17 protein-coding genes are annotated in these 22,998 nt (G+C 54.3%); 1 reads left to right on the top strand and 16 read right to left on the bottom strand.

The features are described from left to right. Nucleotides 1-53 precede the first annotated feature (53 nt). From dnaK to ptsP, 12 genes are all read right to left on the bottom strand, one after another. Nucleotides 54-1,994 (bottom strand): molecular chaperone DnaK, encoded by a 1,941-nt coding sequence (gene dnaK / locus B4O97_RS00395; RefSeq protein WP_083047195.1) that lies wholly within the window; start codon nucleotides 1,992-1,994, stop codon nucleotides 54-56. 16 nt (nucleotides 1,995-2,010) lie between these two features. Then, nucleotides 2,011-2,667, bottom strand: coding sequence for a nucleotide exchange factor GrpE (grpE, locus tag B4O97_RS00390; RefSeq protein WP_083047193.1), 657 nt, complete (start codon nucleotides 2,665-2,667; stop codon nucleotides 2,011-2,013). 107 nt (nucleotides 2,668-2,774) lie between these two features. Then, the gene (locus tag B4O97_RS00385) at nucleotides 2,775-6,101 is read right to left on the bottom strand and encodes a SpiroCoCo family coiled-coil protein (RefSeq protein WP_083047191.1); all 3,327 of its coding nucleotides are present in this window, start codon (nucleotides 6,099-6,101) and stop codon (nucleotides 2,775-2,777) included. A 39-nt stretch (nucleotides 6,102-6,140) separates the two neighbouring features. Continuing rightward, entirely contained in the window at nucleotides 6,141-6,803 is a 663-nt protein-coding gene (locus tag B4O97_RS00380) for an HAD family hydrolase (protein WP_083047189.1), read from the bottom strand. A gap of 13 nt (nucleotides 6,804-6,816) precedes the next feature. Continuing rightward, complete coding sequence (locus tag B4O97_RS00375; RefSeq protein ID WP_083047188.1) at nucleotides 6,817-7,791, bottom strand: hypothetical protein; 975 nt, start codon at nucleotides 7,789-7,791, stop codon at nucleotides 6,817-6,819. Between the two features lie 7 nt (nucleotides 7,792-7,798). Continuing rightward, nucleotides 7,799-8,206 (bottom strand): ExbD/TolR family protein, encoded by a 408-nt coding sequence (locus tag B4O97_RS00370; protein ID WP_083047186.1) that lies wholly within the window; start codon nucleotides 8,204-8,206, stop codon nucleotides 7,799-7,801. After that, complete coding sequence (locus B4O97_RS00365) at nucleotides 8,206-8,820, bottom strand: MotA/TolQ/ExbB proton channel family protein (RefSeq protein WP_083047184.1); 615 nt, start codon at nucleotides 8,818-8,820, stop codon at nucleotides 8,206-8,208. The genes B4O97_RS00370 and B4O97_RS00365 overlap by 1 nt, the downstream gene beginning before the upstream one ends. 56 nt (nucleotides 8,821-8,876) lie before the next feature. Beyond that, entirely contained in the window at nucleotides 8,877-10,466 is a 1,590-nt protein-coding gene (locus tag B4O97_RS00360; RefSeq protein WP_083047182.1) for a TonB-dependent receptor, read from the bottom strand. Further along, on the bottom strand, nucleotides 10,463-13,297 hold the full coding sequence (locus tag B4O97_RS00355) for a tetratricopeptide repeat protein (RefSeq protein WP_083047180.1): 2,835 nt from the start codon (nucleotides 13,295-13,297) through the stop codon (nucleotides 10,463-10,465). The genes B4O97_RS00360 and B4O97_RS00355 overlap by 4 nt, the downstream gene beginning before the upstream one ends. Nucleotides 13,298-13,364: 67 nt before the next feature. Continuing rightward, nucleotides 13,365-14,645: a hypothetical protein gene (locus B4O97_RS00350; protein WP_083047178.1), complete on the bottom strand. Its 1,281-nt coding sequence runs from the start codon at nucleotides 14,643-14,645 to the stop codon at nucleotides 13,365-13,367. 54 nt (nucleotides 14,646-14,699) lie between these two features. Continuing rightward, nucleotides 14,700-16,031, bottom strand: coding sequence for a ribosome biogenesis GTPase Der (gene der / locus B4O97_RS00345; RefSeq protein ID WP_083047176.1), 1,332 nt, complete (start codon nucleotides 16,029-16,031; stop codon nucleotides 14,700-14,702). After that, complete coding sequence (ptsP, locus tag B4O97_RS00340; RefSeq protein ID WP_083047174.1) at nucleotides 15,997-17,745, bottom strand: phosphoenolpyruvate--protein phosphotransferase; 1,749 nt, start codon at nucleotides 17,743-17,745, stop codon at nucleotides 15,997-15,999. The genes der and ptsP overlap by 35 nt, the downstream gene beginning before the upstream one ends. A gap of 69 nt (nucleotides 17,746-17,814) precedes the next feature. Between ptsP and B4O97_RS00335 the strand changes: the two genes are divergently transcribed. After that, the gene (locus B4O97_RS00335; protein WP_083047172.1) at nucleotides 17,815-18,591 is read left to right on the top strand and encodes a GerMN domain-containing protein; all 777 of its coding nucleotides are present in this window, start codon (nucleotides 17,815-17,817) and stop codon (nucleotides 18,589-18,591) included. Here the strand turns inward: B4O97_RS00335 and B4O97_RS00330 are convergent. The 4 genes from B4O97_RS00330 to rny all read right to left on the bottom strand — a co-directional run bounded on the left by B4O97_RS00330 (nucleotide 18,588) and on the right by rny (nucleotide 22,955). Continuing rightward, complete coding sequence (locus B4O97_RS00330) at nucleotides 18,588-19,682, bottom strand: DSD1 family PLP-dependent enzyme (protein ID WP_083047170.1); 1,095 nt, start codon at nucleotides 19,680-19,682, stop codon at nucleotides 18,588-18,590. The genes B4O97_RS00335 and B4O97_RS00330 overlap by 4 nt on opposite strands. Nucleotides 19,683-19,777: 95 nt before the next feature. Continuing rightward, the gene (locus B4O97_RS00325) at nucleotides 19,778-20,587 is read right to left on the bottom strand and encodes a TlyA family RNA methyltransferase (protein ID WP_083047168.1); all 810 of its coding nucleotides are present in this window, start codon (nucleotides 20,585-20,587) and stop codon (nucleotides 19,778-19,780) included. Nucleotides 20,588-20,593: 6 nt separating this feature from the next. Further along, the gene (locus tag B4O97_RS00320; protein ID WP_083047166.1) at nucleotides 20,594-21,388 is read right to left on the bottom strand and encodes a TIGR00282 family metallophosphoesterase; all 795 of its coding nucleotides are present in this window, start codon (nucleotides 21,386-21,388) and stop codon (nucleotides 20,594-20,596) included. A 37-nt stretch (nucleotides 21,389-21,425) separates the two neighbouring features. Next, nucleotides 21,426-22,955 carry a ribonuclease Y gene (gene rny, locus B4O97_RS00315; RefSeq protein WP_083047164.1) on the bottom strand — a complete coding sequence of 510 codons (1,530 nt, stop codon included), beginning with the start codon at nucleotides 22,953-22,955 and terminating at the stop codon, nucleotides 21,426-21,428. Nucleotides 22,956-22,998 lie beyond the last annotated feature (43 nt).

Here is a 22,998-nt window from a genome sequence, read left to right as displayed (position 1 = left end):
AATTGCCCGGAGAGGAAAACCTCTCCGGGCCTTATAATCAGCTTGTCGCCGGGTTAATTATCTTTCTCGTCGTCGTCAACAACCTCGTAATCCACATCCTCCACATTGCCGCTGTCGCTGCCCTGGGAAGAGCTTTCGTCGGAGGAACCGGAGGCACCCTGTGCCTGAGCGCCGTCGCCGCCCGACTGAGCTGCGGTATTCTTGTACATCTCCTCAGCCAGCTTGTGAGACGCCTGTGTAAGGGTCTGTATCTTGTTCCGCAGATCTTCAACCGATGCAGTATCAAGGCTGCCCTTAAGATCGTCCAGAGCCGACTGTATGGCGTTCCTGTCGGAGTCTCCAACCTTGTCACCGTACTCCTTCAGGCTTTTCTCTGTAGCGTAGATCAGGTTATCAGCCTCGTTACGGACCTCGATCTTCTCCCGCTCCTTCTTGTCCTCCGCGGCATGCATCTCAGCATCCTTGACCATTTTATTGATCTCGTCCTCGGACAGGCCCGAAGAGCTCTCGATCCTGATCTTCTGCTCCTTACCGGTTCCCATGTCCTTGGCCGAAACATGGACGATACCGTTGGCATCGATATCGAAGGTTACCTCGATCTGCGGGACGCCCCGGGGTGCAGCGGGAATACCCACAAGGTCGAACCTGCCGAGGGTCCGGTTCTGGTTGGCCATTTCCCGCTCCCCCTGAAGTACATGGATGGATACCGCAGTCTGGTTGTCCGCTGCCGTGGAGAATATCTGGCTCTTCCTGGTGGGAATGGTGGTGTTCCGTTCAATGAGCTTGGTAAACACACCACCCAGGGTTTCAATTCCCAGAGAGAGAGGGGTAACATCCAGAAGCAGAACATCCTTTACGTCACCCCCGAGGATTCCACCCTGAATTGCAGCGCCCATGGCAACCACTTCGTCGGGATTGACGCCCTTGTGGGGCTCTTTCTTGAAGAGTTCCTTTACAATGGCCTGTACAGCGGGCATACGGGTTGAACCGCCCACCAGGATCACCTCGTCGATATCCTCCGGCACTACCCCGGCGTCCTTCATGGCCTTTATGCAGGGATCCTTGGTTTTCTCCACCAGGTCCGCGACCATCTGTTCGAATTTGGCCCGGGTAAGGCTGTACTGCAGGTGCTTCGGTCCTGAAGAATCGGCGGTAATAAAGGGAAGGTTGATCTCCGTCGAATGGGTGCTGGAAAGCTCGATCTTGGCCTTCTCCGATGCCTCTTTCAGTCGCTGCAGGGCCATACGGTCCTGGGTAAGATCAATACCATAATCGTTCTTGAAGTTGGAAACCAGCCAGTCTATTATCCGCTGATCGAAGTTGTCTCCTCCAAGATGGGTATCGCCGTTGGTCGATTTTACCTCGAACACGCCGTCCCCGAGTTCGAGAACGGAAATATCGAAGGTACCGCCGCCCAGGTCGTATACGGCGATCTTTTCTTCCTTTTTATCCTTGCCGAATCCATATGCCAGGGAGGCTGCGGTCGGTTCGTTGACTATACGCTTGACTTCGAGGCCGGCAATACGTCCTGCGTCCTTGGTCGCCTGGCGCTGGGCATCGTTAAAGTAAGCGGGAACGGTAATAACCGCTTCGCTTACGGTCTCGCCGAGATAGTCTTCAGCGGTCTTCTTCATCTTCTGCAGAACAGCCGCAGAGATCTCCTGGGGGGAGTACTCTTTGTCGTGGACAGCGACCCGCACCTCGCCGTTTCCGGAGTCCTTTATTTTATAGGGGACCATTCCAATCTCCGCCGGGACCTCCCCGAAACGGCGCCCCATGAAACGTTTGATCGAATAGACGGTGTTTTCCGGATTGGTTACAATCTGGTTCTTCGCAGGCTGCCCTACCAGGCGCTCACCCTTCGCGGTAAAACCCACAATTGACGGTGTTGTTCGCTGCCCCTCGGAGTTCTGAATAACTACCGGTTCTCCACCCTCCATAACTGCAACGCAAGAGTTTGTAGTTCCTAAATCGATGCCGATTATTCTTCCCATTGCGATATTCTCCTATTTATTCCTTGTTCTGGTTTTGATCGTTATCATCCGAGTTCCCGGACGGGGCTACTTTGGGTACCCCGACCTTGACCTTCGAGTGCCGTAATACGCGATCGTGAAGCATGTAGCCTTTCTGGTAATCCTCCAGGACCGTCTGATCCTGAAGGCCTTCACGCTCCTCCATGTTGATCGCTTCGTGCTTCTGTGGATCGAAGGGCTCGCCTTCGCTCTCAAAGCGTTTGAGGCCCCAGTTTCTCTCCAGCATCCCGGTAAACTGCTTCTCGATCAGTTCGATCCCGCTATGAAACATATCGAAATCCTTCGATTCCTGAGATGATTTTATAGCCCGTTCGAAATCATCGATGATGTTGATGATATCCGAGAGAAGGTTGGTATTGGCGTATTTTACCGATTCTTCCTTTTCCCGGAACATCCGTTTGCGAAAGTTGTCGAAATCTGCGCTTTTTCTGAGATACTGATCTTTGAGTTTACTGTTTTCCGCCTCAAGTTCCTGTATTCTCTTGCGGAGAACTTCCAACCCGTCATCTGCTTCTACCTGCGCTTCAGTAGTCGAGGGCTCAGTAGCGGCTGCTTCAGACCTCTCGTTTTCGGTGGATTCAACAACCTCCTGAGGTTGATTCTCGACCACCTCTTCATTCTGCTGCTTGGACATAACTACCTCTGTCAGTGATTCTTGTGAGATAATTTACTAATACACATCGGGATACGTCAAGCGTTGAGGATAACTCTCGATTAAGTTGCCGCAAATACAGCGTTGATTCAGCTCTTTTTCGGCAGGAGTTCCAGAATCAGTTCAACCTCTCCCCGGCTCAGTTTTGTCGCTCTGGCGATCTCTTCCACGCTCCATCCCTGATGAGCAAGCTTGGTAACCACTTCCCGGGCCCCGAGATTGGGAGAGCCCTTCTCCCTTGAAACCCGGCGGGTCTCTTCTTTCATGATTGATCCCAGCAGTTTAACCTGTTCCTGGGCCTGCTTGCTCACTTCCTGAAGCCTGGTTTCAGTCCGGGCCAGCCACTCCCGGGCCTGCTGAAGATTCTGACTGCGTTCCTCGACATCATTCAGTATGGAATCAAGATCCTTCAGTTTTTCCATAACCTGATCGGCCCGTTCCTTGTTCTCGGACAGTACATGGATCTCTTTCTTGACCGATTCAAACTCTTTTGGCAGAACCGACAGCTGACTACCCAGATCCTTGACCCGACCCTCGAGCTCCCTGAGGCTCTGGAAGTTCTTATCCACCCCGGAGGTTGTGGCGTCCAGGATGTTTCCCTTGCTTTCAAGGCGTTCGAATTTGACATTAACATCCTTCTCAAGCTCTTCCAGCTGACGCAGCTGGGCCTGCAGAGAGGTCAGGGTATCATTGGAGGAGGTAACATCGTTCAGTTTTACGTCAATGGCCTGGGACAGGTTGATGAGCTTCTTGAAGTCCCCTTCCATCTCCTCGATGCGTCCCCGCTCGTTCAGGAAACGGGTAAACTTGGCGGAGACCTCCTCGCCGAGCTTCTGCACCTTTATGAACTTCCGTTCCGACTCCTTGATTTCCTTGCTCATGGCATCGACCCGGGCAATTTCTGACTTGAGATCCTCAAGATTCTCCTCAAGGGATATCTTCAGAGAATCCGCACGATCAAAGATTTTAGTCTGGGTTACGAAGTTCTTCTGCCGCTTATCGATTTCCTGCAGCTTCACGGACAGTATCTTGTACTGGTCCTCTATCTTGCCGAAGAGCTTGCCCTGGGCTCCTTCAACCTTTTCCTTAATATCCGCCGCGGACTCCCGGAACTCCTTAAGCCGTACATCCGCTTCGGAAAGCAGCTCCCTGGAACGTTTCTGGAATTCCGCCAGGGAATTCTCCGTCTCACGGCTCTGACGGTCAAAGGCCTCCTCGGTACGTTTTCGCAGCTCACTCTGCAGCTCAATGACCGATTCATTGAGGTTTTTGATCTCATTGCGTATCCGGGCTCGCTCGGCCTGGCTGTTCTGTACAAGCTCTTCCTGCTCTTCCGTATAGGCCTGAACCAGAGAGGCGGTATTCTCCCTGGCAGACAGCTTGAATCCCGCCAGGTCTTCGCTTACCTGAGATTCAGCTTCTTTCAGCTGCTGAAGTATCTGAGCCTGCCAGACCGTTACGTCGGACTTGGCTGCATCAAGCAGCGACGAAAGCTCTTTTCGTCCCGCATCCAGATCATCACCCAGACGCTTTATTTCACCCTGGAACTCCCTCTCGGACTTCTTTATCTGATCCTTTATCGAGGTATCGTGCTCGGTGAAAATCGTCTCGAAGGAAGCCCTGGACTGACGCCGTGCATCCTCAACGTCCTGCCGGATTCCGTCTTCAAGGCTCTTCATGTCCGTTTCAGTAGTGGAGATCTTCTGCTCGATCCGTCCGTAGAAGGCGTTCACCTGCCCCTCGAAGTCCTTCATACCCGACTGCAGTTCGTTCCGAAGGGCAGTCAGGCGCTCCTCGAGTTCTTCCGAGTAGCGCTCCTCAAGTTCCCGTCGCTTCTGACCCGACTCTTCCCCGAGGGCATCCAGGCTGGTACGCACCTTCTCTTTCCACTCCTGGAACTGGTTCTGCATCGAGGCATTCCGCTCCCGCAGATCAGAGAAGAAATCATCTTCAAAGAGTTTAAGCTTCTCCGAAACGCTGTCATAGGCCCTGGATTTCAGTTCGTTAAGCTCATTTTCAAGCTCTCCCATGGCCGAGCGGATGGCCCCCAGATCCTGCTCCGCCTTCGCATGCTCTTCTCCCCTTTCGGCAGCGAGTTGCGCGGCAAAATCGGCAAACTCCTTCCGTATTTTCGCGGAGACCCTGTCCATGGAAGCCTTGAGGTTCTCCTCCAGCTGATCCATGTCCCGGGTAATCTCCTCTATACGGGAAAAGCGGTAGCCCGTATCTTCTTCATATTCCAGGAGCCGGGATTCAAGCTCGGAGGTCTTTTTCTGAATTCCCAGCCGGTGCCCTTCCAGGCTGTTTTCCACCTCCTGCTTCCAGGATTCACCGGCGTCACGTATCTCTTCATACTGCTCCCGCAGCTGACTCTTCAGGGTTTCAGTTGTCACGGCAGCCTGGGCAAAGGTCGTTTCCGCCTCCCGGCGGAATGCACCGAGCCTGTCGTTGAGCTCCGCCATCCGCTTCTCAAGCCCCTCCTGGAAAGATTCCAGGTTTCTGTCCGCGGAAACCTTCCAGGCGGCGGTCTCGGCCTTTACATCCCCTACCCTGCCCTCGATGTATTCCCTCAGGGAATCAAAGATCTCTCCCTCCAGGTTGCGACCGTCATCCATAATGGCCCTGATACGCCCGGTAATCTCTTCCTGCATGGCTGTTCCCAGGGATTCAATATTCGCGGAGAACTCGTTTTCAAGATTCTTGCGGGAGCTGTCCAGTTCCTGAAGCAGTTCGTCCGCGGAGGAACGGAGGGCATCGAGGGATTCCCGTTCGGTATCGCTCTGTTTCTCCTGCAGGGAAGAGATGAAGGAGGCAAACTCATCTACCTGCTCACCGGCCTGTCGGGCCTCTTTTTTGAGGCGTCCCACATCGTCGTAAACGCCTTTAATGATATCCTGTTTAAGGGCCTCGAGTATCTTCTGGGAATCCTGCTTGAGACGCTGTTCAATACCCGGGATTGACTTTTCCACCCCGTCCAGCTGCCCGGCCACCGCTTTTACCCGTTTGGCTACGGTGTCGACGAATTCGGACTCCGAGGCGATTCTCCGGAGATTCTCTTCCACCTTACCGGTCATGGTCCCCAGCTCTTTCAGGGAGGCATCATAGCCTTCGATCCTTTCCCGCACCTCGTCCAGATGCCAGCTCCGTTCCTGAAGCTGCTCCTCCGATTTCCCGAGGCGGGACAGGATCTCTTTTGCTGTCTTCTGGTGTACATCGAGTTCAATGGCCAGGTTCTGCATATCCCGGCTCTTTTCATCGACAAAGGAGCCGATATCGTCCTTCATCCTGTCGGCAAACTTCTTCAGTTTCTCCAGAGACCGGTTGTCCTTATCGAGCTGGCGATACACCGCCAGTATAATAAGAACTATTGCCAGGGTGATTATATTTCCCGCTTGAAAGAAAGAGTCGAATAGCATTGTCCCTCTCCCAGTTTTTTTTCTATTGACCCAGGGTAATTATACCCCGGAATGGGAAAAAACGAAATCCCGAAGATCACTATAGCGAAAAAAGGAGAAATCCGCCCTTGAACCGGGTACCGGGTGCTTAGTCAGATGGGCAGTACGAATCCCGACTGCACCGGCCCCCTCGATGTCGTAGGAGTAGCTGTTCCCCACATAGAGGATCTCCTCTGGGCCACATTCCAGTTCGTTTATAAGCCGCAGAAAGGGCTCGGGGTGGGGCTTCAGATAGTGGGTGTCCTCCGCCGTAAAGGCTGTGTCCCAGAGCCCGGAGAGCCCGAGGTACTCCAGTTTGCTCTGAATCGGGAAGTCCGACATGGCGGCGAGTTTGAATCCGGCGTGTTTGAAGGAATCAAGAACCGCCCTGACCCCGGGAAAGGGTTTCAGTCCGCGAAAGGAGGTCACCCAGCGTTCATACAGAAAACGTTCTGCCAGAGCAAAAGCGTGTTCGGCGCTGCAGCCCATATGGTCTGCAAGCATCCGGGCCTGGAGGTGCCGAAAGTTCTCCACCGGCCGAACTTTGCGTATTTCCTTCCGCACCCGGCCGAAATTCAGGGCCAGGATCGGATGCTTCAGGGCCGGAATCAGGGAGTAGAGGTACATACGGTAATTCGGGTACAGCGTCCCGTCTATATCGAAAGCTATTGCGCGAAATTTCATTATCCATCGCTTATCAGTTGGATTTGACGACTAGTTCAAGATCTTTGACCTGCTGCCGCAGGTTGCCGTACTCCTCGGGCAGAGGGGCAAAGCTGAGAACCTCCGGCAGATTCTTCTTCAAGAATGCGTCCAGGGCAGGATAGCCCGAAGAAGCTGAGGTTTGCAAGTCTTCCACTATTCCATCGGGAGAAATAGTAAAGGAGATGTCCACCCTCAGTACGCTGAGTTTTTTTGAAGCCAGTTCCGCCGCGACTGCGGAATCAAGATCAGGCAGTCCGTCATACTGAGCATTGCGGTAACTCATTAAATCTTCGATACTCTCGATGCTGCCGAGGTTCTCCACCTCCACGGTGACAGGACCCTGCCCCCGGGAGGATCCGCCCCCCCGGCCGGCTCCTGCCAGGGTCGTATCAAGTTCCGCCAGCTGTCCGGAGCTCAAGACCCTGGAAGCCCTGTCTGCTGAGTCTGACCTTATGATTACCGGATCATCACCCTCTTCATCCCCGGACTGGAACTCCGTTTCGCCGAATCTGGTTCTGCTGTCGCTGGGCTGGCTGGTAGTGACACGGCCCCCCTCGCGGCTTGTTTGTGCGCTGCTTGAGAAGCTCTTCTGGAAATTCTGCGCAGGCTCCGGTGTCCAGGGCTCGTATTCCGGTTCGGCGCTTGCCGCCGCCGGAGCGGAGGCCCGGGGCGCCGGTCGGGGTTCGGGTTTCGGAACCGGCTTCACCCGGGGCTGCCGGGGAAGCGGTTCCGGCTGCCTGACAGGTTCAGGCATCTCCGGTGCCTTCGGTTCCACCGCCTTCGGCTCCGGAACAGGCGGTTCGGGCAGGGTAAAACTGACCTGTATGGGAAGGGATTTCGGACGCTCCGGAACCAGGTCCGCCCCAGGCAGCAGCAGCATCACAAGAAAAAAGACAAGATGCATGGCCAGGGATATGAGCAGGGCAATAAGAGAGCGCTCTTTTTCAGCCGCTGAAAGTCGGGTCATCTGCTGGTCAACCTCCGCCGGGCTCCAGGGTCCTCAGGTTGGCACCGGAAAAGCCTGCGGCCCGGAGTCTGTCCAGGACCTGTATCAGCATGGCATAGGGAACCTGACGGTCTCCTTCGAGGACGACATTCCCGATATCCGAGGATTCACGCATCCCCTGAAGTATCGGCACCAGACCGTCCAGGGTAACCCGTTCCTTGTTTATGTAGATCTCCTCCTCCCCGGCTACGGTAATAACAATTCGGGAGGCCGCAACGGGTTCTGCGGTACTTGATTCGGGCAGGGAAAGGTTTATCCCGGGGGTCAGTATAAAGGTGGTGGAGACCATGAAAAAGATAACCAGCTGAAAAACCACGTCGATCATTGGAACCAGATCCACCGTGGCATTGGTTTTCAGTCTCCTTCTGAACTGCATCAGGCACCTCCCAGAAAAAGTACCAGTTCGTTGACCCTGTTCTCCAGTCGAATGATGATATGATTCACACGGCTCACCAGATGGTTATAGAAAACGATGGCCGGGATCGAGACAATCAGACCCGCCGCAGTGGTGATCAGGGCCTCAGCGATTCCCGATGCCAGCAGGGCGGGATCTCCCACGGCGCCGAATTTTCCCAGAATTCCGAAGGCTTCAATATTCCCCGTTACCGTTCCCAAGAGACCCAGAAGGGGCGAGATGTGGGCGATGGTGCCCAGGGCATTGAGGGAACGTTCAAGATGGGGTATTTCCAGATTCGCAGCGCTTACCACCAGATCCCGTATATCCCCGGGGGCTTTATGTCTGTTCTCGATCCCTACCTTCATGAGATTGGTCAGAGGCGACGGATTGCCTTCGCAGATACTCAAGGCCTCGTCGTGGTGTCCTTTTTCCAGGGTGGCTTTCAGACGGGCTATGAGGGTGTCCTCGTCGACCCGGATGCGACGAAAGAAGAGAAAGCGTTCAATAATAATTGCTCCCGCCGCCAGAGACAGCAGCATGATAATCCAGAGGATCGGCCCTCCGTCGCGCAGCAGACTTGTTAAACCATCCATATTCCATCCTTACAGTTAATTGTATTCACAGTGAAGCCTCCGGCGGTCAGTCCGCTTCAGAGGCTGATTTCCGTGGCGAAGCGTATAACAAAACCGGGCACCTCGAGACCGCTGTCATCCTTTCTGCCTCCGGTGTCCAGAAGCCCCAGGGCATCGTCAATGCCCAGAATAAAGCGGATGCTCTCAAGAGGTTCGTACCAGACTTCGCTGCCGAGAACCGGAGTCTGATCATTATCCGACAGGTCCCAGTCGCCCTGCAATCGAAGTCCCAGCCGGGAGGTCAATCCTTCACTCTCCACACCCAGCCCGACATCAAAGGCCTCCATGCTGGACTCCTCGTAATCATATCGCAAACCCGCGGAAAAACTGCCGAAAAAGGTTTTTCCCAAAGGAAACTCCAGGTTTCCCCGGGGACCCAGTTCCCGGACATCTTTTTCCGCCACCGGAAGAAGGCTCGAAGCAGGCTCCGGAGCATCCCCGGCCCTGTAACGGGTACCGGCGGTAAGGGAACTCCCCAGGCGAAGGTAGAGATCATGACCGAGACGCAGCCTCAGGGAGAGGTCTCCTTCCCAGCCCTCCTCTGCAGCCAGAGGCTCCTCAGGAATACGCAGGAAGGGATACATTGACAGAAGGGCGGCGTAGTCGCCAAGACTGTGATAGTATCCCCCCGATGCCTCCATGCTCACATTCTCGCTGAGTCCTGCACTGAGAAGCAGGGAAAAGGGAAAACGTACGTCCCCGTCCACAATATACGCCACCCCAGCCTCGGCGATGAATCCGACCCGGGGACTCAGATCCCCCTCGGCATTGAGATCCAGACGCAGATACTGGATATAATCCCCCTCAGACCCGGAGCGGAAACTGTAGCGCCCTTCGGCTCCGAGCATGAAGGAGGACCAGGCATAGCCCCCCCGCATGACGGGGCTGAGGGTAAAATGGCTGGTATCCTCAGGGGAGGTTCCGGAAAGGTTCTGATACGCCCCGGAAACATCGAAACCGGGACCTCCGTACCAGCCCCTGTCGGGGGGAAGCTCGTACCCGCCCTCGGCTCCCATTGTCCGGTAGAGGGTGGAGGAAAAGGGTGATTCTCCCTGCAGCCCCCGCTCCTCTTCAATAAAGGAGCCGGAAAAAAAGGCATCAGCCCCGGTTCCTGAGTAGTCAACCTTCACCCGGGCTTCCTCGCGGCGAAAGGTATAGCCCTCGCCGGGGGAATTGCCGCCGAAACCGTCCAGTGAGCTGTGGGAATAGGAGAGGCCGAAACCGGGATCAGCCCCCAGGGTCGCTATTTCGATCTCTCCCATAAGGGAATTCGAGCTGCCCAGACCGATATAACCCCGGCCGTAGAGGGGTGCGGAATCGCTGCCGTAGGGAAGGGCATCGAATACCGGTGAGGGAAGATCGATCGAATGAGGCCGGACCTGAAGGACCCCTTCCGGTTCCGAAAGCTCGGGCAATCCCGGTGCCAGGGCTTCTTCAAGCTGCAGCTCCACAAGGGGAAGATCCTCCCCAAAAACATCCTCAAAACTCAGGCTCAGCTCCGGAAGCTCCACGTCAGGTTCAGAATCCTGCGGAGTCTCCTGGGTAAAAAGCGAAAATGACAGCAACGGAAGGATCAGCAGCAGGAACAGGTTTCTGGTATGCATCATCTTTTCTCTCCCAGGGATTCCGCGGACTCAAGCCAGGGGCTGGCCGGAAAATTGCGTCGCAGTCGTTCCAGAACCTCGTTATAGCCGCTTCGGTCACCGGCATACAGGGACATCTGGGCGGAACGATAGAGCGCCTGGGCGGTAAAATCCGGGTCGCCGCTCATCGACAGCGCAGCACTGAGATACCTGGAAGCGGCCTCGGCGTACTCGTTGCGCCGGAAGGCATACTCGCCGGCGACAAAAAAGATCCTCCCCTGTTCACCTTTGTCCCCGGGCAACGTATTCAAAAGCTGCCGGACAAGCCTTCCCGCATCGTTAAAATCCTCCGCCCGGCCCTCGGCTATGGCGCTCTGAATGGCCCGGATCAGGAGGGTCCGGCCTTCACGACTCTCTGCACCTCCGGCTGACTCGGCCTCTGTCAAAAGACGTCGATATTCGGAACCTGGAGAAACCAGCAGGGATTCAAGCCGGGAGACCTCCTTCCGGATACCGAGGCGTTCCGCCTGGGCCGGATACTCCCGCAGCAGTACGGCATAGCTCTCCAGGGCATCCTTGTATTCCCCGAGTCCGGCCAGGGTTTCGCCCCGCAGGGACAGAGCCCGAGGCCGCAGGGGACTTTCCGGGTACTCCCGAATCAGGCGTTCCCACAACAGAAGGGCCAGGCGGGTTTCTCCCATGGCGGCCGAGGCCTCTGCCCGGTAAAAGAAGGATTCTTCCGAGTACTCCCCGGAGGGAAAAAGTCTCCGGTAGGAATCGAACCCGGCAGCCGCGCTGCGGAAATTTCCTGCCTCAAGATCGCTTCTGGCCTGCCGGTAGAGAGCACGGGAGGTCCAGGGGCTCTCCGGGTACTCCTGACGCAGCCGTGACAGGGCTTCGGAACTGTCATCCCGATTAGCGCCTTCCAGATGGATTTCAAAGATAAGGTAGAGGGCTTCATCACCACCCAGGCGGGCATATTCGCCGAGATAGCTCTCTGCAAGCAGAATGGCTTCCCCTCTGCGCCCATCCGCGGCAAGAGCCCGGGCCCGGGCCAGAAGGGCTTCCCGGCCCCTGGGTCCTGAAGGGTCACAGGCACCGAAGAGTTCCGCTGCGGACCCGTAGTCTTTAAGGGAGAATGCCGACCAGCCCCCGTACCAGGCCGCTTCCGACGCCAGGGATGAATCCGGATAGTCCCTGCGAAAATCCCGGAAACTGCGCAAAGCCCGGGGATAATCCCCCAGACGATAGAGACTCCAGGAAAGGTAATAATCCCTGAACTGCCGGTACTCGGCAGGAATATCCCGGGAAGACAGGGAGGACAGGGTGTCCCGGGCCTCGCCGTACTCCTGGATACCGATCAGGGCCATTCCCCGAAGCAGTTTTGCCTCCCAGGACTCAGCCTCGGAACTCCCCCGGCGCACCACCTGATTATACAGCCCGGCGTTGAAAAGGAGCCGCAGGTATTGCAGATCCCCGGTATCGTCGGGTTCCCCCAGAAGACGTTTATACTGAGAATATGTCTTGACCGCCTCTCTGTACTCCCCTGCCGCTGCCAGAAGCTGCCAGCTTACCTTGAGAAGTCCGCGCTGCCATTCCGTGGCGGGCTGTTCTTCAAGGGCCGCCGATGCCACGGAAAGACCCGCGGGATACTCCTTCAGACGCAGGTGGGCCTGGGCCAGCAACAGGGAGGCAGGAGCATCCAGGGACTGATCCCCGGAAGACAACAGATCTCTGACTCCGGACCAGTCATTCAGTCGGGAATAAGCAGCGGCCAGCCTGTAGCGAATTCTTCCGGCATCGCCCATACCTTCATCGAGAGCGCTTTCCAGAATTTCAACAGCTGCCTCCGTCTCATCCATGGACATAAGGGCCTGGGCATAAAATATCGGGAGCGTTCCCGGCGGCTCCGCCTGATGACGGATGTCCCAGGCACGTTTCAGATAGGCGATACCATCGGCGGACGATCCCCGGGAAGAAAGAACAGCTCCAGCGCGGAACCAGAAAGCCGCCAGTGCGTCCCTGTCTCCCGCCAGCTGATTTTCCGCATCCAGAACCACACCCTCCATCTCCGACAGACGATTGGAGGCTTCATAGAGAGAAAAGAGCCGGCCGTACGCAGAGGCCCGCAAATCCGGAGAACCGGACCCCGCAACCCTGCGGAAGAGCTCTTCGGCTACAGCTGTATCTTCCTGTTGGCGGTAGGCCTCGCCCAGGGTGAGAAGAAAAGCCGGCGGGAGGTCTTTTACGGAACCGGAATCAATACGTTCAGCCAGTTCTATTATCCTGCCGAAGGATCCGGCAGCCCTGTATATCTCCGCGAGGAGGACCAGACCGCCTTTTTCGATGAAGAAATCTCCGTCATAATCCTCAAGCACGAGCAGCAGTTTCTCCGCAGCCTCCGGCCTGCCGCTTTCGGTGTATGTGTATGCCGCGGCCACCAGGGCCTCCCTGCGGTATGCCGTATCTTCCCCGGCGATATACCGGTCCCAGGAGGAAAGAGCTCTCTCTGAATCCCCCAGGGCTTCATACCCGATACCGAGCCAGAATGCCGTCCTGAAACGGCCGCCGGGATAACGGGCCTCAAGACGCTGAAGCAGCTCAATTCCCTCCCCGTACTCCCCGATCTTGATGGAGGAGATCCCCAGGCGGTAAAGAGCATCGGGGTACGACTCATTCTGCGGGTATCGCCGTACAAAATTCCGGTACCTTTCGGCAGCTCCGGAATAGTCACCCCGTTCAAAGCGTGCGCTTCCTTCACGAAAAAGAAGATCCGCAGAATCCACAGCCGAAAGCGAAACCGTGAATATCAGCATCAGGAGAATACTGGAGAGACGTGTTACGGCATTTCTCATACAGGCTAAATGTACCTCATTTCGTTACAGGATTCAAAACCTTTCCAGGAGCGAAGAGCAGGAACTCTTAATGGTCCTCATCCGGAAGGGGCGGAAGGACATAGCTTGAGCCTCCTTCTATTCGGGTAAGGTGGATGCTTTCTCCCGGATAGCGTCGGAGCAGGGATTCCACGCTGGTTTCCCTGTTCCGTTCGAAAACGGCAGCAACCAGATCGCCCATGGTATTAATGTAGGGCATAAGAACGACAACATGTATGTGCTGCCGCAGCACCGGATCCTTGCCGAACTGGGCGTTAACCGATCCCAGGTAGAAGGATCCGGGATATTCCAGGGCCAGATAATAAAGAACAGCCTTGAGTCTCTCCATCGGGTATCCCACATCCTCAATATAGCCGGCAAGAGGAACATCCCTCACATCCATATCCTCGTAATCGATATCTGGTTTTTCTGCCAGGGTAAAGGCTATGTTCCGCGTCCAGTCCAGTCCGAAGAACGGGTCCCGCTCATCTTCAAAGCGGTTCGACCAGGGATCTCCCCGCAGGTCGGGATGCTTCAGCTTCAAGGGCTCAACCGGCATCGGCCGCCCATGGCGGGCATAGTAGATCCCGTCTGCGACATACTTGGCGAAACCGGAGCAGTTGAACCCTCCTCCGCTTTCCCGTTCACCGGATTCGATATAGACAAAGCGGCCCGAGTCATCCATGGCTCCATCGTCCATATCGGGAAGCAGATCGATCTTTTCCCTGAGAACATCTATCATCCCGGCAATCCCCGAATTACCTTCCGGCAACTCCGGCAATACCAGCGGCCAGTCAATTCTTCCGGAACTCAGAGAAACCAGACGACTGAAAGGAGAGAAAAGAAGTTCTTCGAAGGAGACCGGCAGTATCAGATCCCGGTGAAGGGGGGTCCCGTAGAGGTAGAGTTCGAGCTTTGCCCTGTCCCCAAAGGGAAAGAGGCGGATAAAGGTATCGGGATCGTTTTTCAGGAAGATTTTCGCCTGAACAAAGCTCCCGTCCTCAAGACTGCGTTTGATGATATAGGTTCCGGCGCCGTACAGGGGATAGGTGCCGCCGAAACTGTTTATCAGCAGAATATAGAAGGCATCATTCTGCTGCAGGACCTGGAATTTTACCCTGACAGAGGCTGTTTCGCTGGTGTAGTACTCTGCCGGAAGACGCTGCACTGCCCAGGAAGACCCGGTAATGGATGAGCGAAGGGAGGTCCTGACGTCAACGGCATCGGGAAAAGGAGCCCTCCCCTGTACAGATGACGAAAAAAAGCCCTGCCCGAACAGTAAAGATACCGCCGCGGCCAGCAGAATAAAGATATGAATTATCTTTTGCATCCCGGAACCTAGAATACCCACGTATAGGTACTATCGGCAAGAATCAGTCTTTTATTATCCCTTCAGATGGATATCCAGGGGTATCGAATTGAAACCGAGGTCCTTTCTCAGTCTGTTCTTCAAGTACTGAAGATATCCGGCAGGAAACCCCTTCGGCCGGTTTACGAAAAGGGTAAAACTGACGGGGTTGGTTCTGACCTGGGTCATGTATTTTGTTCTGAACTGACCGCGCCGGTCCCGGGGAGGATCATAGTGTTCTGTCCATTCAGCCAGCTTGCGGTTCAGCTCTCCGGTATCAACCCGCTTGTTCAGCTGCTTCCAGACCTTATAGGCGGTATTCAGCAGATTGTCGATACCCTCCCCTTCCCTGGCGGAGATTCTCACCAATGGCGCGAACTCGAGCATGGGAAACAGAAACCGGACCCGGTCCTCCACGGCCTGACCTTCATTTGCTATTCCGGACATGAGGTCCCACTTGTTCAGGACCAGAACAACTCCGCGGCCGCGCTTTACGATCAGGTTGGCGATCTTCTTATCCTGATCGCTAAGCCCTGTGAGGGCATCGATTAAAAGGAAAATAATGTCCGCCCTTTCGATGGCGGCAATTGCCCGGTTCACCGAGTAGTACTCAACCTGGTCGGTAACCTTTACCCGCCGACGTATTCCTGCGGTATCCAGTACCTTATAGAGGGTTTTCCGGTAGAGAAAGGTTCCCTCCACCACGTCGCGGGTGGTACCGGGAATATCGGAAACAATGGAACGCTCATCATTACAGAGTCTGTTCAGCAGAGTGGATTTTCCTGTATTCGGTTTTCCCAGAATAGCGAGACGAATGGCCGGATCTTCTCCCTGAAAAACGGAACCTTCGGGAATAATTTCAGTAATCCCGTCGACAAGGTCCTGAATTCCCAGTCCGTGGGCGGAGGATATTCCGATAACCCGGGAAAAACCGAGACTGTGGAAGTTATACACCAGGGCTTCCCTGGTTTCATGGTCCACCTTGTTGACCGCCACGATGACCCGTTCCGTGTAGGGCCGCAGATGCTCGATAAAGGATTCATCCTCGGGAGTAATCTCCGTTACATCCAGAACAAGCACAATGCAGTCCGCATCATTGAGGGTCCGCAGGCTGCGGAGGGTTACAAGTTCATCCAGGTCCTTATGATCCAGCTTGTATCCGCCGGTATCTATAAGCATTACCGGGCCTGCCTCCCGGTCCCAGCGGGCCTCCACGGGATCACGGGTAACCCCGGGGGTAGGATCAGTTATCGCGACCCGGTGACCGATGAGTCTGTTAAATAGGGTTGATTTTCCAACATTTGGCCGTCCAACAATAACGACCCGGGGCAGACTATCCGGTGTAGCCTTCGAGATTATATCCTGCATTCATCCATCCGCGAACATGTTCGTCAATTTCTCTATACGACTTCATTTCCATAATCTCCCCCACCAGCTCTTCCGCTTCCATCATCGAAGTCGAACGAATGATCTGCTTAACCTCGGGAATGCTGAAGGAGGACATACTAAAAACATCGAGGCCCATGCCCAGCAGAATTACTGTAGCGATGGGGTCCCCCGCCATCTCACCGCACATATTCACAGGGATTCCTGCGCTGTGGGCATTATCTATAACCATTTTAATCAACCGCAAAACCCCTGGGTGAAAAGGTTCATAGAGATAGGCGACTCTCTCATTTCCCCGGTCGACGGCGATGGTATACTGAATAAGGTCATTGGTCCCTATGGAGAAAAAATCAACCTTCCGGGCCAGAATGTCCGATGTCAGCGCCGCCGAAGGGACCTCTATCATGATACCCACAGGGATATCTTCATTGAAAGGCTGGCCCTTCTCACGACATTCGCTCCTGGCCTCTTCAAGAAGTTCCAGGGCACGGTCCACCTCCTCCACTCCGGAGATCATGGGAAACATGATCCGGAGGTCGCCGTGCACCGAAGCGCGCAGGATTGCACGCAGCTGAATTTTAAAAAGATCGGTGCGGGAAAAACAGAACCTGACGGCCCGCCAGCCCAGGATGGGGTTCTTCTCGCTGTGCTGTTCAAAACCCGGTATGGCTTTATCTCCCCCCACATCGAGGGTCCTGATGGTAACAGGCTTTCCCTCCACAGACTTGACAACCCTGGTATAAGCCTCGTACTGCTGCTCCTCGTCAGAGACACCTCCGGGCTGCATAAAAAGGAACTCCGAACGGAATAAGCCGATACCGTCTGCTCCATGGGCTATAACCGCGTCAGTCTCTTCCGGGACCTCAATATTTGCTCCCAGGAGGATGTGCTTGCCGTCCTGGGTTTCAGCGGGAAGCTGATTCAGGGTTGCAAGCTGGACCTCCCGCTGCTGCCACTTCTGAAGAATCTCCTCGTAGGTCTTCAGGGTCTCTTCATCGGGATCAACGATTACCTTGCCTCGGTTTCCGTCAATGATAATCGTATCCCCGGTCCGGGCAATACTCGTAACAGCAGAGAGACCCAGAACCGCGGGGATCTCGAAGGCCCGGGCAAGAATAGCCGTGTGAGAGGTCTTGCCTCCCGCATCCATGGCAATTCCCTTCACCTTTCGTGTATTCATGGCCAGAGCGTCCGAGGGCAGCAGGTTGTGAGTTACGAGAATAACCTCCGCACTAAGGTCCGCCAGGGAAATCCGCTCGCGATACATAAGATGATTCAGGACACGCTTGGAAACATCATGGAGATCAATAGAGCGTTCGCTTATATAACTGTCCTGGGAACTTGAAAGCTTGTTAATTACGCCTTCAATAGTCTGCTGCAGGATCCACTCTACGTTCTTTTTTTTCCCTTTCAGGTTTTGTTTAATCTGATCGGCAAAATCCGGATCCTGTATCATAAGGATATGGGCATCGAGAAAATTGTTCTCGTTACCGCCCACGGAAGATGAGGTTTGATCCTTGAGTTCTATGATTTCCTGTGTGGCCTTCTCCAAGGCTTCTTCGAAGCGCTCGTACTCCCGTTCCAGATCAGACTCGTCTACATCATAGCGTGGAACTGTGAAGGCGTCGTCGATGTACAGGAAAGCAGTACCGATCGTGATACCCGGAGATGCCGAAATACCCGTCAGCTCTCTCATGCCGGGATCACTATACGCTCTTTTCAGGGTACTGTCAAATATCATAAACTGGTGGTCGATAATGAGCCTATGAAGAGAAAACGAAAAGCGTCCCTTGGATGTCTGTTCTGGATCGCCCTGATCCTGCTTATACTAGTAATATTCCTCTTTAACCGCAGCCGTATTGAACAGGTTCTGGAAGCAACGGGTTTTATCGATGTTCTGAGTACTGTTCAGGAAAAGCCGGAAATAAAGACTGATGAGCCGGAAACTGAAGAGCCGGCGGTGCCGCCTTCAGAGGAACCTCAATCTGAACAGAGGGAACCCGAAACCGCAGGAGAAGAAGCGGTGGATGAAGATGACTCCTTTGTGGCCCTCGAACTTGTACCCCGGGAATCTGCGCCGCAGGAAGAGGATACTCCCCCTGCAGCGGAAACTCAGACAAAGAGACTTCGCAGAGCCACCCTCTACTTCGTGTTTCTTGACGGAACATCCGGAGAGCTGAGGAGGGTTGTCCGCCCGATTTATTATACCGACTCCCCCCTGACGGACACCCTGAAAGCCCTGCTTGACGGTCCTTCCGCCTCGGAACTGAACCAGAACCTCCTCAGTCTCGTTCCCCAGGACGCAACGATACGCTCCGTCGCCGTAAAAGACGGTGTCGCCTTCATCGATATGACCGAGGCATTTCGCTTTAACTCCTTTGGCTATGAAGGAGCTGTCCTGCAGCTTAAACAGCTCATTTACACTGCCACGGAGTTTCCCACTGTAGACCGGGTCCAGTTCCTGATTGAAGGTGTAAAACAGCAGTACCTCAACCCGGAAGGCCTGTATATAGGAAAGCCCCTGGGAAGAGACGATCTTTAGTGAACTCCCCGCGCGCTAACGGGCAACACAGCTTCGACGTGCCGGTTCCGTACAAGGAAGATACGGTCATGAAGATTGACAGTGGTACAGCAGTGGCTCGGAATCAGGGAGACCTTCTCACCTCTCAGGGGCGATTTCCCGGAAGGATCGACGCGGGCCAGGGCATGTTCCTCTGCGAGTTTAAAAACCTCCATACCGTCATATCCGCGGGCGCGGGGCATCTCCCGTTCAACGGATATTGACTTCATACCGCAGTCCAGGACTACGGTTTTCTGATCCGGGCGACTGATTACCGTGGAGAGAACCGTCAGGGAAATTTCAAAGGGCAGTCCCAGTTTCTCGTAGGCAAGATCCATGAAGATATAGGAACCGGCCTGAATTTCTGTTATTCCTTCCATCCCGGCAGCGATATCGTAGGTTCCGGTTCCCGCAGCGCTTACAATCTCCACGGGGATACCTCGTGCCCTCACGGCATTCACGCTCTCCATAAGCAGATGATTTGCCGCAAGCCCGGTTCTCCTTCTGTCGGTTCTGTCGCCGATAAAGACCGCGTGTCCTTCGTATCCCATAAGCCCTCTGAATCTGAGGCCGTCCCGCGCAACAGTCTCGTCTGCAAGAGCCACAGCTTCGCCGGCAGACCGTACTCCGCAGCGCCCCATACCCACATCAACCTCGATAACAATGCCGATGGTGGAGCCCCGGGACAAGGCAGCCTCTGAAAGCTCAGCTATATTTTCCCTGCAGTCTGCGGCTATACTGATATCCGCATCCGCCGCAATAGAAGCGAGGCGCTGCAGTTTATCAGCTTCTGCCACCTGGCTGGTTATAAGGATGTTGTTGAGTCCTCCTTGAACCATTGCCTCCGCTTCGGCAAGCGTGGCGCAACAGAGACCAATAGCTCCTGTCTTCATCTGAATCTGTCCGATATAGGGGGACTTGTGGGTTTTGGCATGGGCCCTCAGGGATACGCCTTTTTCCGACAGATAGCTTTGCATCTTTTCAATGTTGGCTTCAAGAATATCCGCATCCACAATCAGTGCAGGTGTAGAGATTGAATCCTCCGGGATTCCGATAAGATCCGATTCTTGCATAGCTTCCGGGCTCCTTTATTTCCTTCGAATTCCTGCCATCGCGGCGATCAATCATATTTTCGGTCAGTTCCCGGACATTTACCACGTCACAGAGCTCAAAATCCCGAAAACTCTTCCCGAATCAGGTCTCTTATTCTCCTCCGTTCTTCCTTCAGGCTGAAGGAACTGCCTGATCTCAACAGGACAAGATACTCCTGATTGCCTTTTCTTCCTTTTATTCCAGCCCTGCAGATCTTCTCAGTCAGCACGGAATCGTCCGCCAGAGCACAGAGGGTTTCTTCAACCGTGTGCTGAAGAAGGGAGTCGTCAGATACAATACCATTAAAATCGTCGTACGGTGCGTTGAGCTCAAACTGAGGCTTCAGAAGAAAGACTCCCCAGCCTTCACTGGTCAGGGAGAGGACATGGTCAACCACTCCACGCAGAGAACGGAAAGACAGGTCGCCGACGGCCGCATCCGGTCTGGGATCAAGGGATTTCAGGGATAAGATGTTTGTCCGCTCATGGACGATTACACGAGGATCGGTGCGCAGGCTGTAATCCAGCTGGTTGTACCCAACGTCCACGGCATGTACCGACCGCGCCCCGTGGAGCAGCAGAAAATGGGTAAAGCCGCCGGTGGAAGAACCGGCATCGACAAAAACCTTGTCGGTAACCGGGAACCCCAGCCCGAGAAAAGCTGATTCCAGTTTATCACCGCCACGGCTTACATAACGCTGCCTGCTGAACCCCAACTCCGCCGCGGGCTTAACCAGGGCTTTCGGGTCTTTTTCCGTGGAACCGTCAACACGAACCTCTCCGCATAAGAGCCGGGCATAGAGCTCATCCTTCGGTATATCCGGAAAGCGGCGATAGAGAAGCTGAAGCAGCGGGATCTTTCCGGCCCGCCGCGGATAAGACGTCATGTTCCCTCAGAGCGTAGATTCAACGAAGATTCTGTTTATTTCAGTGCATTTTCCGTTTTCGGTATCAATTTTCAGATGAACTCCCCGAATACAGGCCTCGAGATCCGCGACCGCCATTTTCAGAGGCATCTGGGTCAGTGATCGTTCTATGGCGGTCTCCAGGTTTACCCCAATAACACTGCGGCTTGGCCCTGTCATACCGATATCGGTTATATAGGCAGTACCTCCGGAGAGGATCCGTTCGTCGGCGGTCTGGATATGGGTATGGGTTCCCAGAACAGCGCTAACCCGACCATTCAGATAGTAGGCAAGAGCCTCTTTCTCCATAACCTCCTCGGCATGGAAATCGATTATTCTGACTTTTGCCTTACCGTCCAGCTTCTTGAGGATCTCATCGGCGCTTCTGAAGGGACAATCCAGGGAGTACATATGCTGCCGTCCCTGGAGATTAATAACTGCGACGGGAATACCCTTTATATCCAGCTTTGTCAGGCCTTTTCCGGGAACACCGGGAGGATAATTTGCCGGCCGCAGGATACGGTCGGAACTCTCCAGCGAGTGGATTATCTCCCGCTTCTGCCAGATATGATTCCCGGTGGTAATCACATCTACACCGCAGGAAAAAAGCTGGTCGGCAATTTGCGGCGTAATGCCGAAACCGTCTGCGGAGTTCTCCCCGTTGGCGACGACGATATCCGCATTGGTTTCCCGGACCAACTGCTTCAGGTGAATAAAAACAGCCCTGATTCCCGGTTGTCCGACTATGTCGCCGAGAATCAGAGCGTTAAGATACTGTGCCATCAATCGATGATTTTCCTTTCGTCTCTTCTGTCTGAGATCACCGGGCGTATTCCACGACCCGGGTCTCACGAATAATCGTGACCTTAATCCGACCAGGATAACGCAATTCCGACTCAATTTTCTTGGCAATGTCCTTTGCCAGTTCCTTGGCCTTATCGTCGCTTATCCGATCGTTATTTACCATGATCCTCAGTTCCCGTCCGGCCTGTATTGCGAAGGTCTTTTCTACACCGTCAAACTCACCGGCTATCCGTTCCAGGTTTTCAAGACGTTTGATGTAATTATCCAGAGTCTCACGCCGGGCGCCTGGACGTGCGGCGGAAATTGCATCAGCGATCTGCACCAGAACAGACTCCACACAGTTGGGCTCCACATCATTGTGGTGGGAGCCGATTGCGTTGATTACCCGCGGGTCCTCACCGTTTTTACGTGCCAGTTCCATACCCAGCTCGGCGTGGTTTCCGTCACCGTCGGTCTCGATACCCTTTCCAATATCGTGCAGCAAAGCCCCCCGTTTGGCGATATCCCTGTCGGCACCAACCTCGGCGGCCAGCATTCCGGAAATCACGGCAACCTCTTTTGAGTGGTTCAGTACATTCTGTCCGTAGCTGGTCCTGAAATGCAGGCGTCCGAGGGCTCTGATGCATTCCTGGCTCATATTGTGTATACCCAGATCAAAGAGGACCTTTTCACCCTCATCATAGATGATCTGACTGATCTCCTTGGTGACCTTCTGGACGACCTCTTCTATTCTTGCCGGATGTATTCTGCCGTCGGTAATCAATCTTTCGAGAGACCTCCGGGCAATCTCCTTGCGAATGGGATCAAAACAGGAAATAACAACCGCCTCGGGAGTATCGTCGATAATTACATCTACCCCGGTCAAGGTTTCGAGGGTACGGATATTCCTGCCCTCCCGACCTATAATACGTCCCTTCATTTCATCGTTCGGCAGGGACACGGATGCAATAGTAACCTCGGAACTTACTTCAGTCGCCAGACGCTGAATTGTCGTAATAAGTATGTCCCTGGATTTCTTTTCCGCAGTACTCAGAGCTTCCTGTTCAATCTTGTTGATAATCAGCTGGGCATCATGTTTTGCCTCATTTTCCATGGAACTGATTATGATCTTTTTTGCTTCCTCGGAAGTCAATCCGGCTATTTTCTCTAATTCATCGCGCCACTGCTCAAGCTTCTGGGCAACCTGCGCTTCTTCTCCTGCTAGTTTTTCCTCTCGATCGGTGAGATCCTGCTTCTGTCTTTCAAGCAGACTCTGTTTTTTTTCTAGATTTTCTTCACGCTGCTGCAGACGTCTATCCAGACGCTGCAACTCGCTTCTTCTTTCTCGAAATTCCCGCTCCTGCTGGTTCCTCTCTTTTAGGAGTTGATCTTTCGTTTCAAGCAGAAGCTCTCTTTTACGTGCTTCAGCTTCCCGTATGGCATCTTGACTCAAACGCTCAGCTTTCTGCTCAACAGAAGAAAGCTGGAATCGGGCATAAACCCATCTTATAGTCCAACCTAGAATTATACCTACGAGAGGAAGAACAACGACCATCAGTACGTTCATGCTTCTTCCTCCAGATACAAATGTACGCTTAATTATAAATATC

This window comes from Marispirochaeta aestuarii (assembly GCF_002087085.1).
Taxonomy (GTDB): Bacteria; Spirochaetota; Spirochaetia; order JC444; family Marispirochaetaceae; genus Marispirochaeta; species Marispirochaeta aestuarii.
The sequence above is the reverse complement of the archived record's forward strand: the minus strand, read 5'-3'. Positions and strand labels throughout refer to the sequence as shown.

Bases quoted from the DNA above. Each gene is read 5' to 3' on its own strand.
- dnaK (WP_083047195.1), bottom strand. From the start codon at position 1,994: ATGGGAAGAATAATCGGCATCGATTTAGGAACTACAAACTCTTGCGTT.
- grpE (WP_083047193.1), bottom strand. From the start codon at position 2,667: ATGTCCAAGCAGCAGAATGAAGAGGTGGTCGAGAATCAACCTCAGGAG.
- B4O97_RS00385 (WP_083047191.1), bottom strand. From the start codon at position 6,101: ATGCTATTCGACTCTTTCTTTCAAGCGGGAAATATAATCACCCTGGCA.
- B4O97_RS00380 (WP_083047189.1), bottom strand. From the start codon at position 6,803: ATGAAATTTCGCGCAATAGCTTTCGATATAGACGGGACGCTGTACCCG.
- B4O97_RS00375 (WP_083047188.1), bottom strand. From the start codon at position 7,791: ATGACCCGACTTTCAGCGGCTGAAAAAGAGCGCTCTCTTATTGCCCTG.
- B4O97_RS00370 (WP_083047186.1), bottom strand. From the start codon at position 8,206: ATGCAGTTCAGAAGGAGACTGAAAACCAATGCCACGGTGGATCTGGTT.
- B4O97_RS00365 (WP_083047184.1), bottom strand. From the start codon at position 8,820: ATGGATGGTTTAACAAGTCTGCTGCGCGACGGAGGGCCGATCCTCTGG.
- B4O97_RS00360 (WP_083047182.1), bottom strand. From the start codon at position 10,466: ATGATGCATACCAGAAACCTGTTCCTGCTGCTGATCCTTCCGTTGCTG.
- B4O97_RS00355 (WP_083047180.1), bottom strand. From the start codon at position 13,297: ATGAGAAATGCCGTAACACGTCTCTCCAGTATTCTCCTGATGCTGATA.
- B4O97_RS00350 (WP_083047178.1), bottom strand. From the start codon at position 14,645: ATGCAAAAGATAATTCATATCTTTATTCTGCTGGCCGCGGCGGTATCT.
- der (WP_083047176.1), bottom strand. From the start codon at position 16,031: ATGCAGGATATAATCTCGAAGGCTACACCGGATAGTCTGCCCCGGGTC.
- ptsP (WP_083047174.1), bottom strand. From the start codon at position 17,745: ATGAGAGAGCTGACGGGTATTTCGGCATCTCCGGGTATCACGATCGGT.
- B4O97_RS00335 (WP_083047172.1), top strand. From the start codon at position 17,815: ATGAAGAGAAAACGAAAAGCGTCCCTTGGATGTCTGTTCTGGATCGCC.
- B4O97_RS00330 (WP_083047170.1), bottom strand. From the start codon at position 19,682: ATGCAAGAATCGGATCTTATCGGAATCCCGGAGGATTCAATCTCTACA.
- B4O97_RS00325 (WP_083047168.1), bottom strand. From the start codon at position 20,587: ATGACGTCTTATCCGCGGCGGGCCGGAAAGATCCCGCTGCTTCAGCTT.
- B4O97_RS00320 (WP_083047166.1), bottom strand. From the start codon at position 21,388: ATGGCACAGTATCTTAACGCTCTGATTCTCGGCGACATAGTCGGACAA.
- rny (WP_083047164.1), bottom strand. From the start codon at position 22,955: ATGAACGTACTGATGGTCGTTGTTCTTCCTCTCGTAGGTATAATTCTA.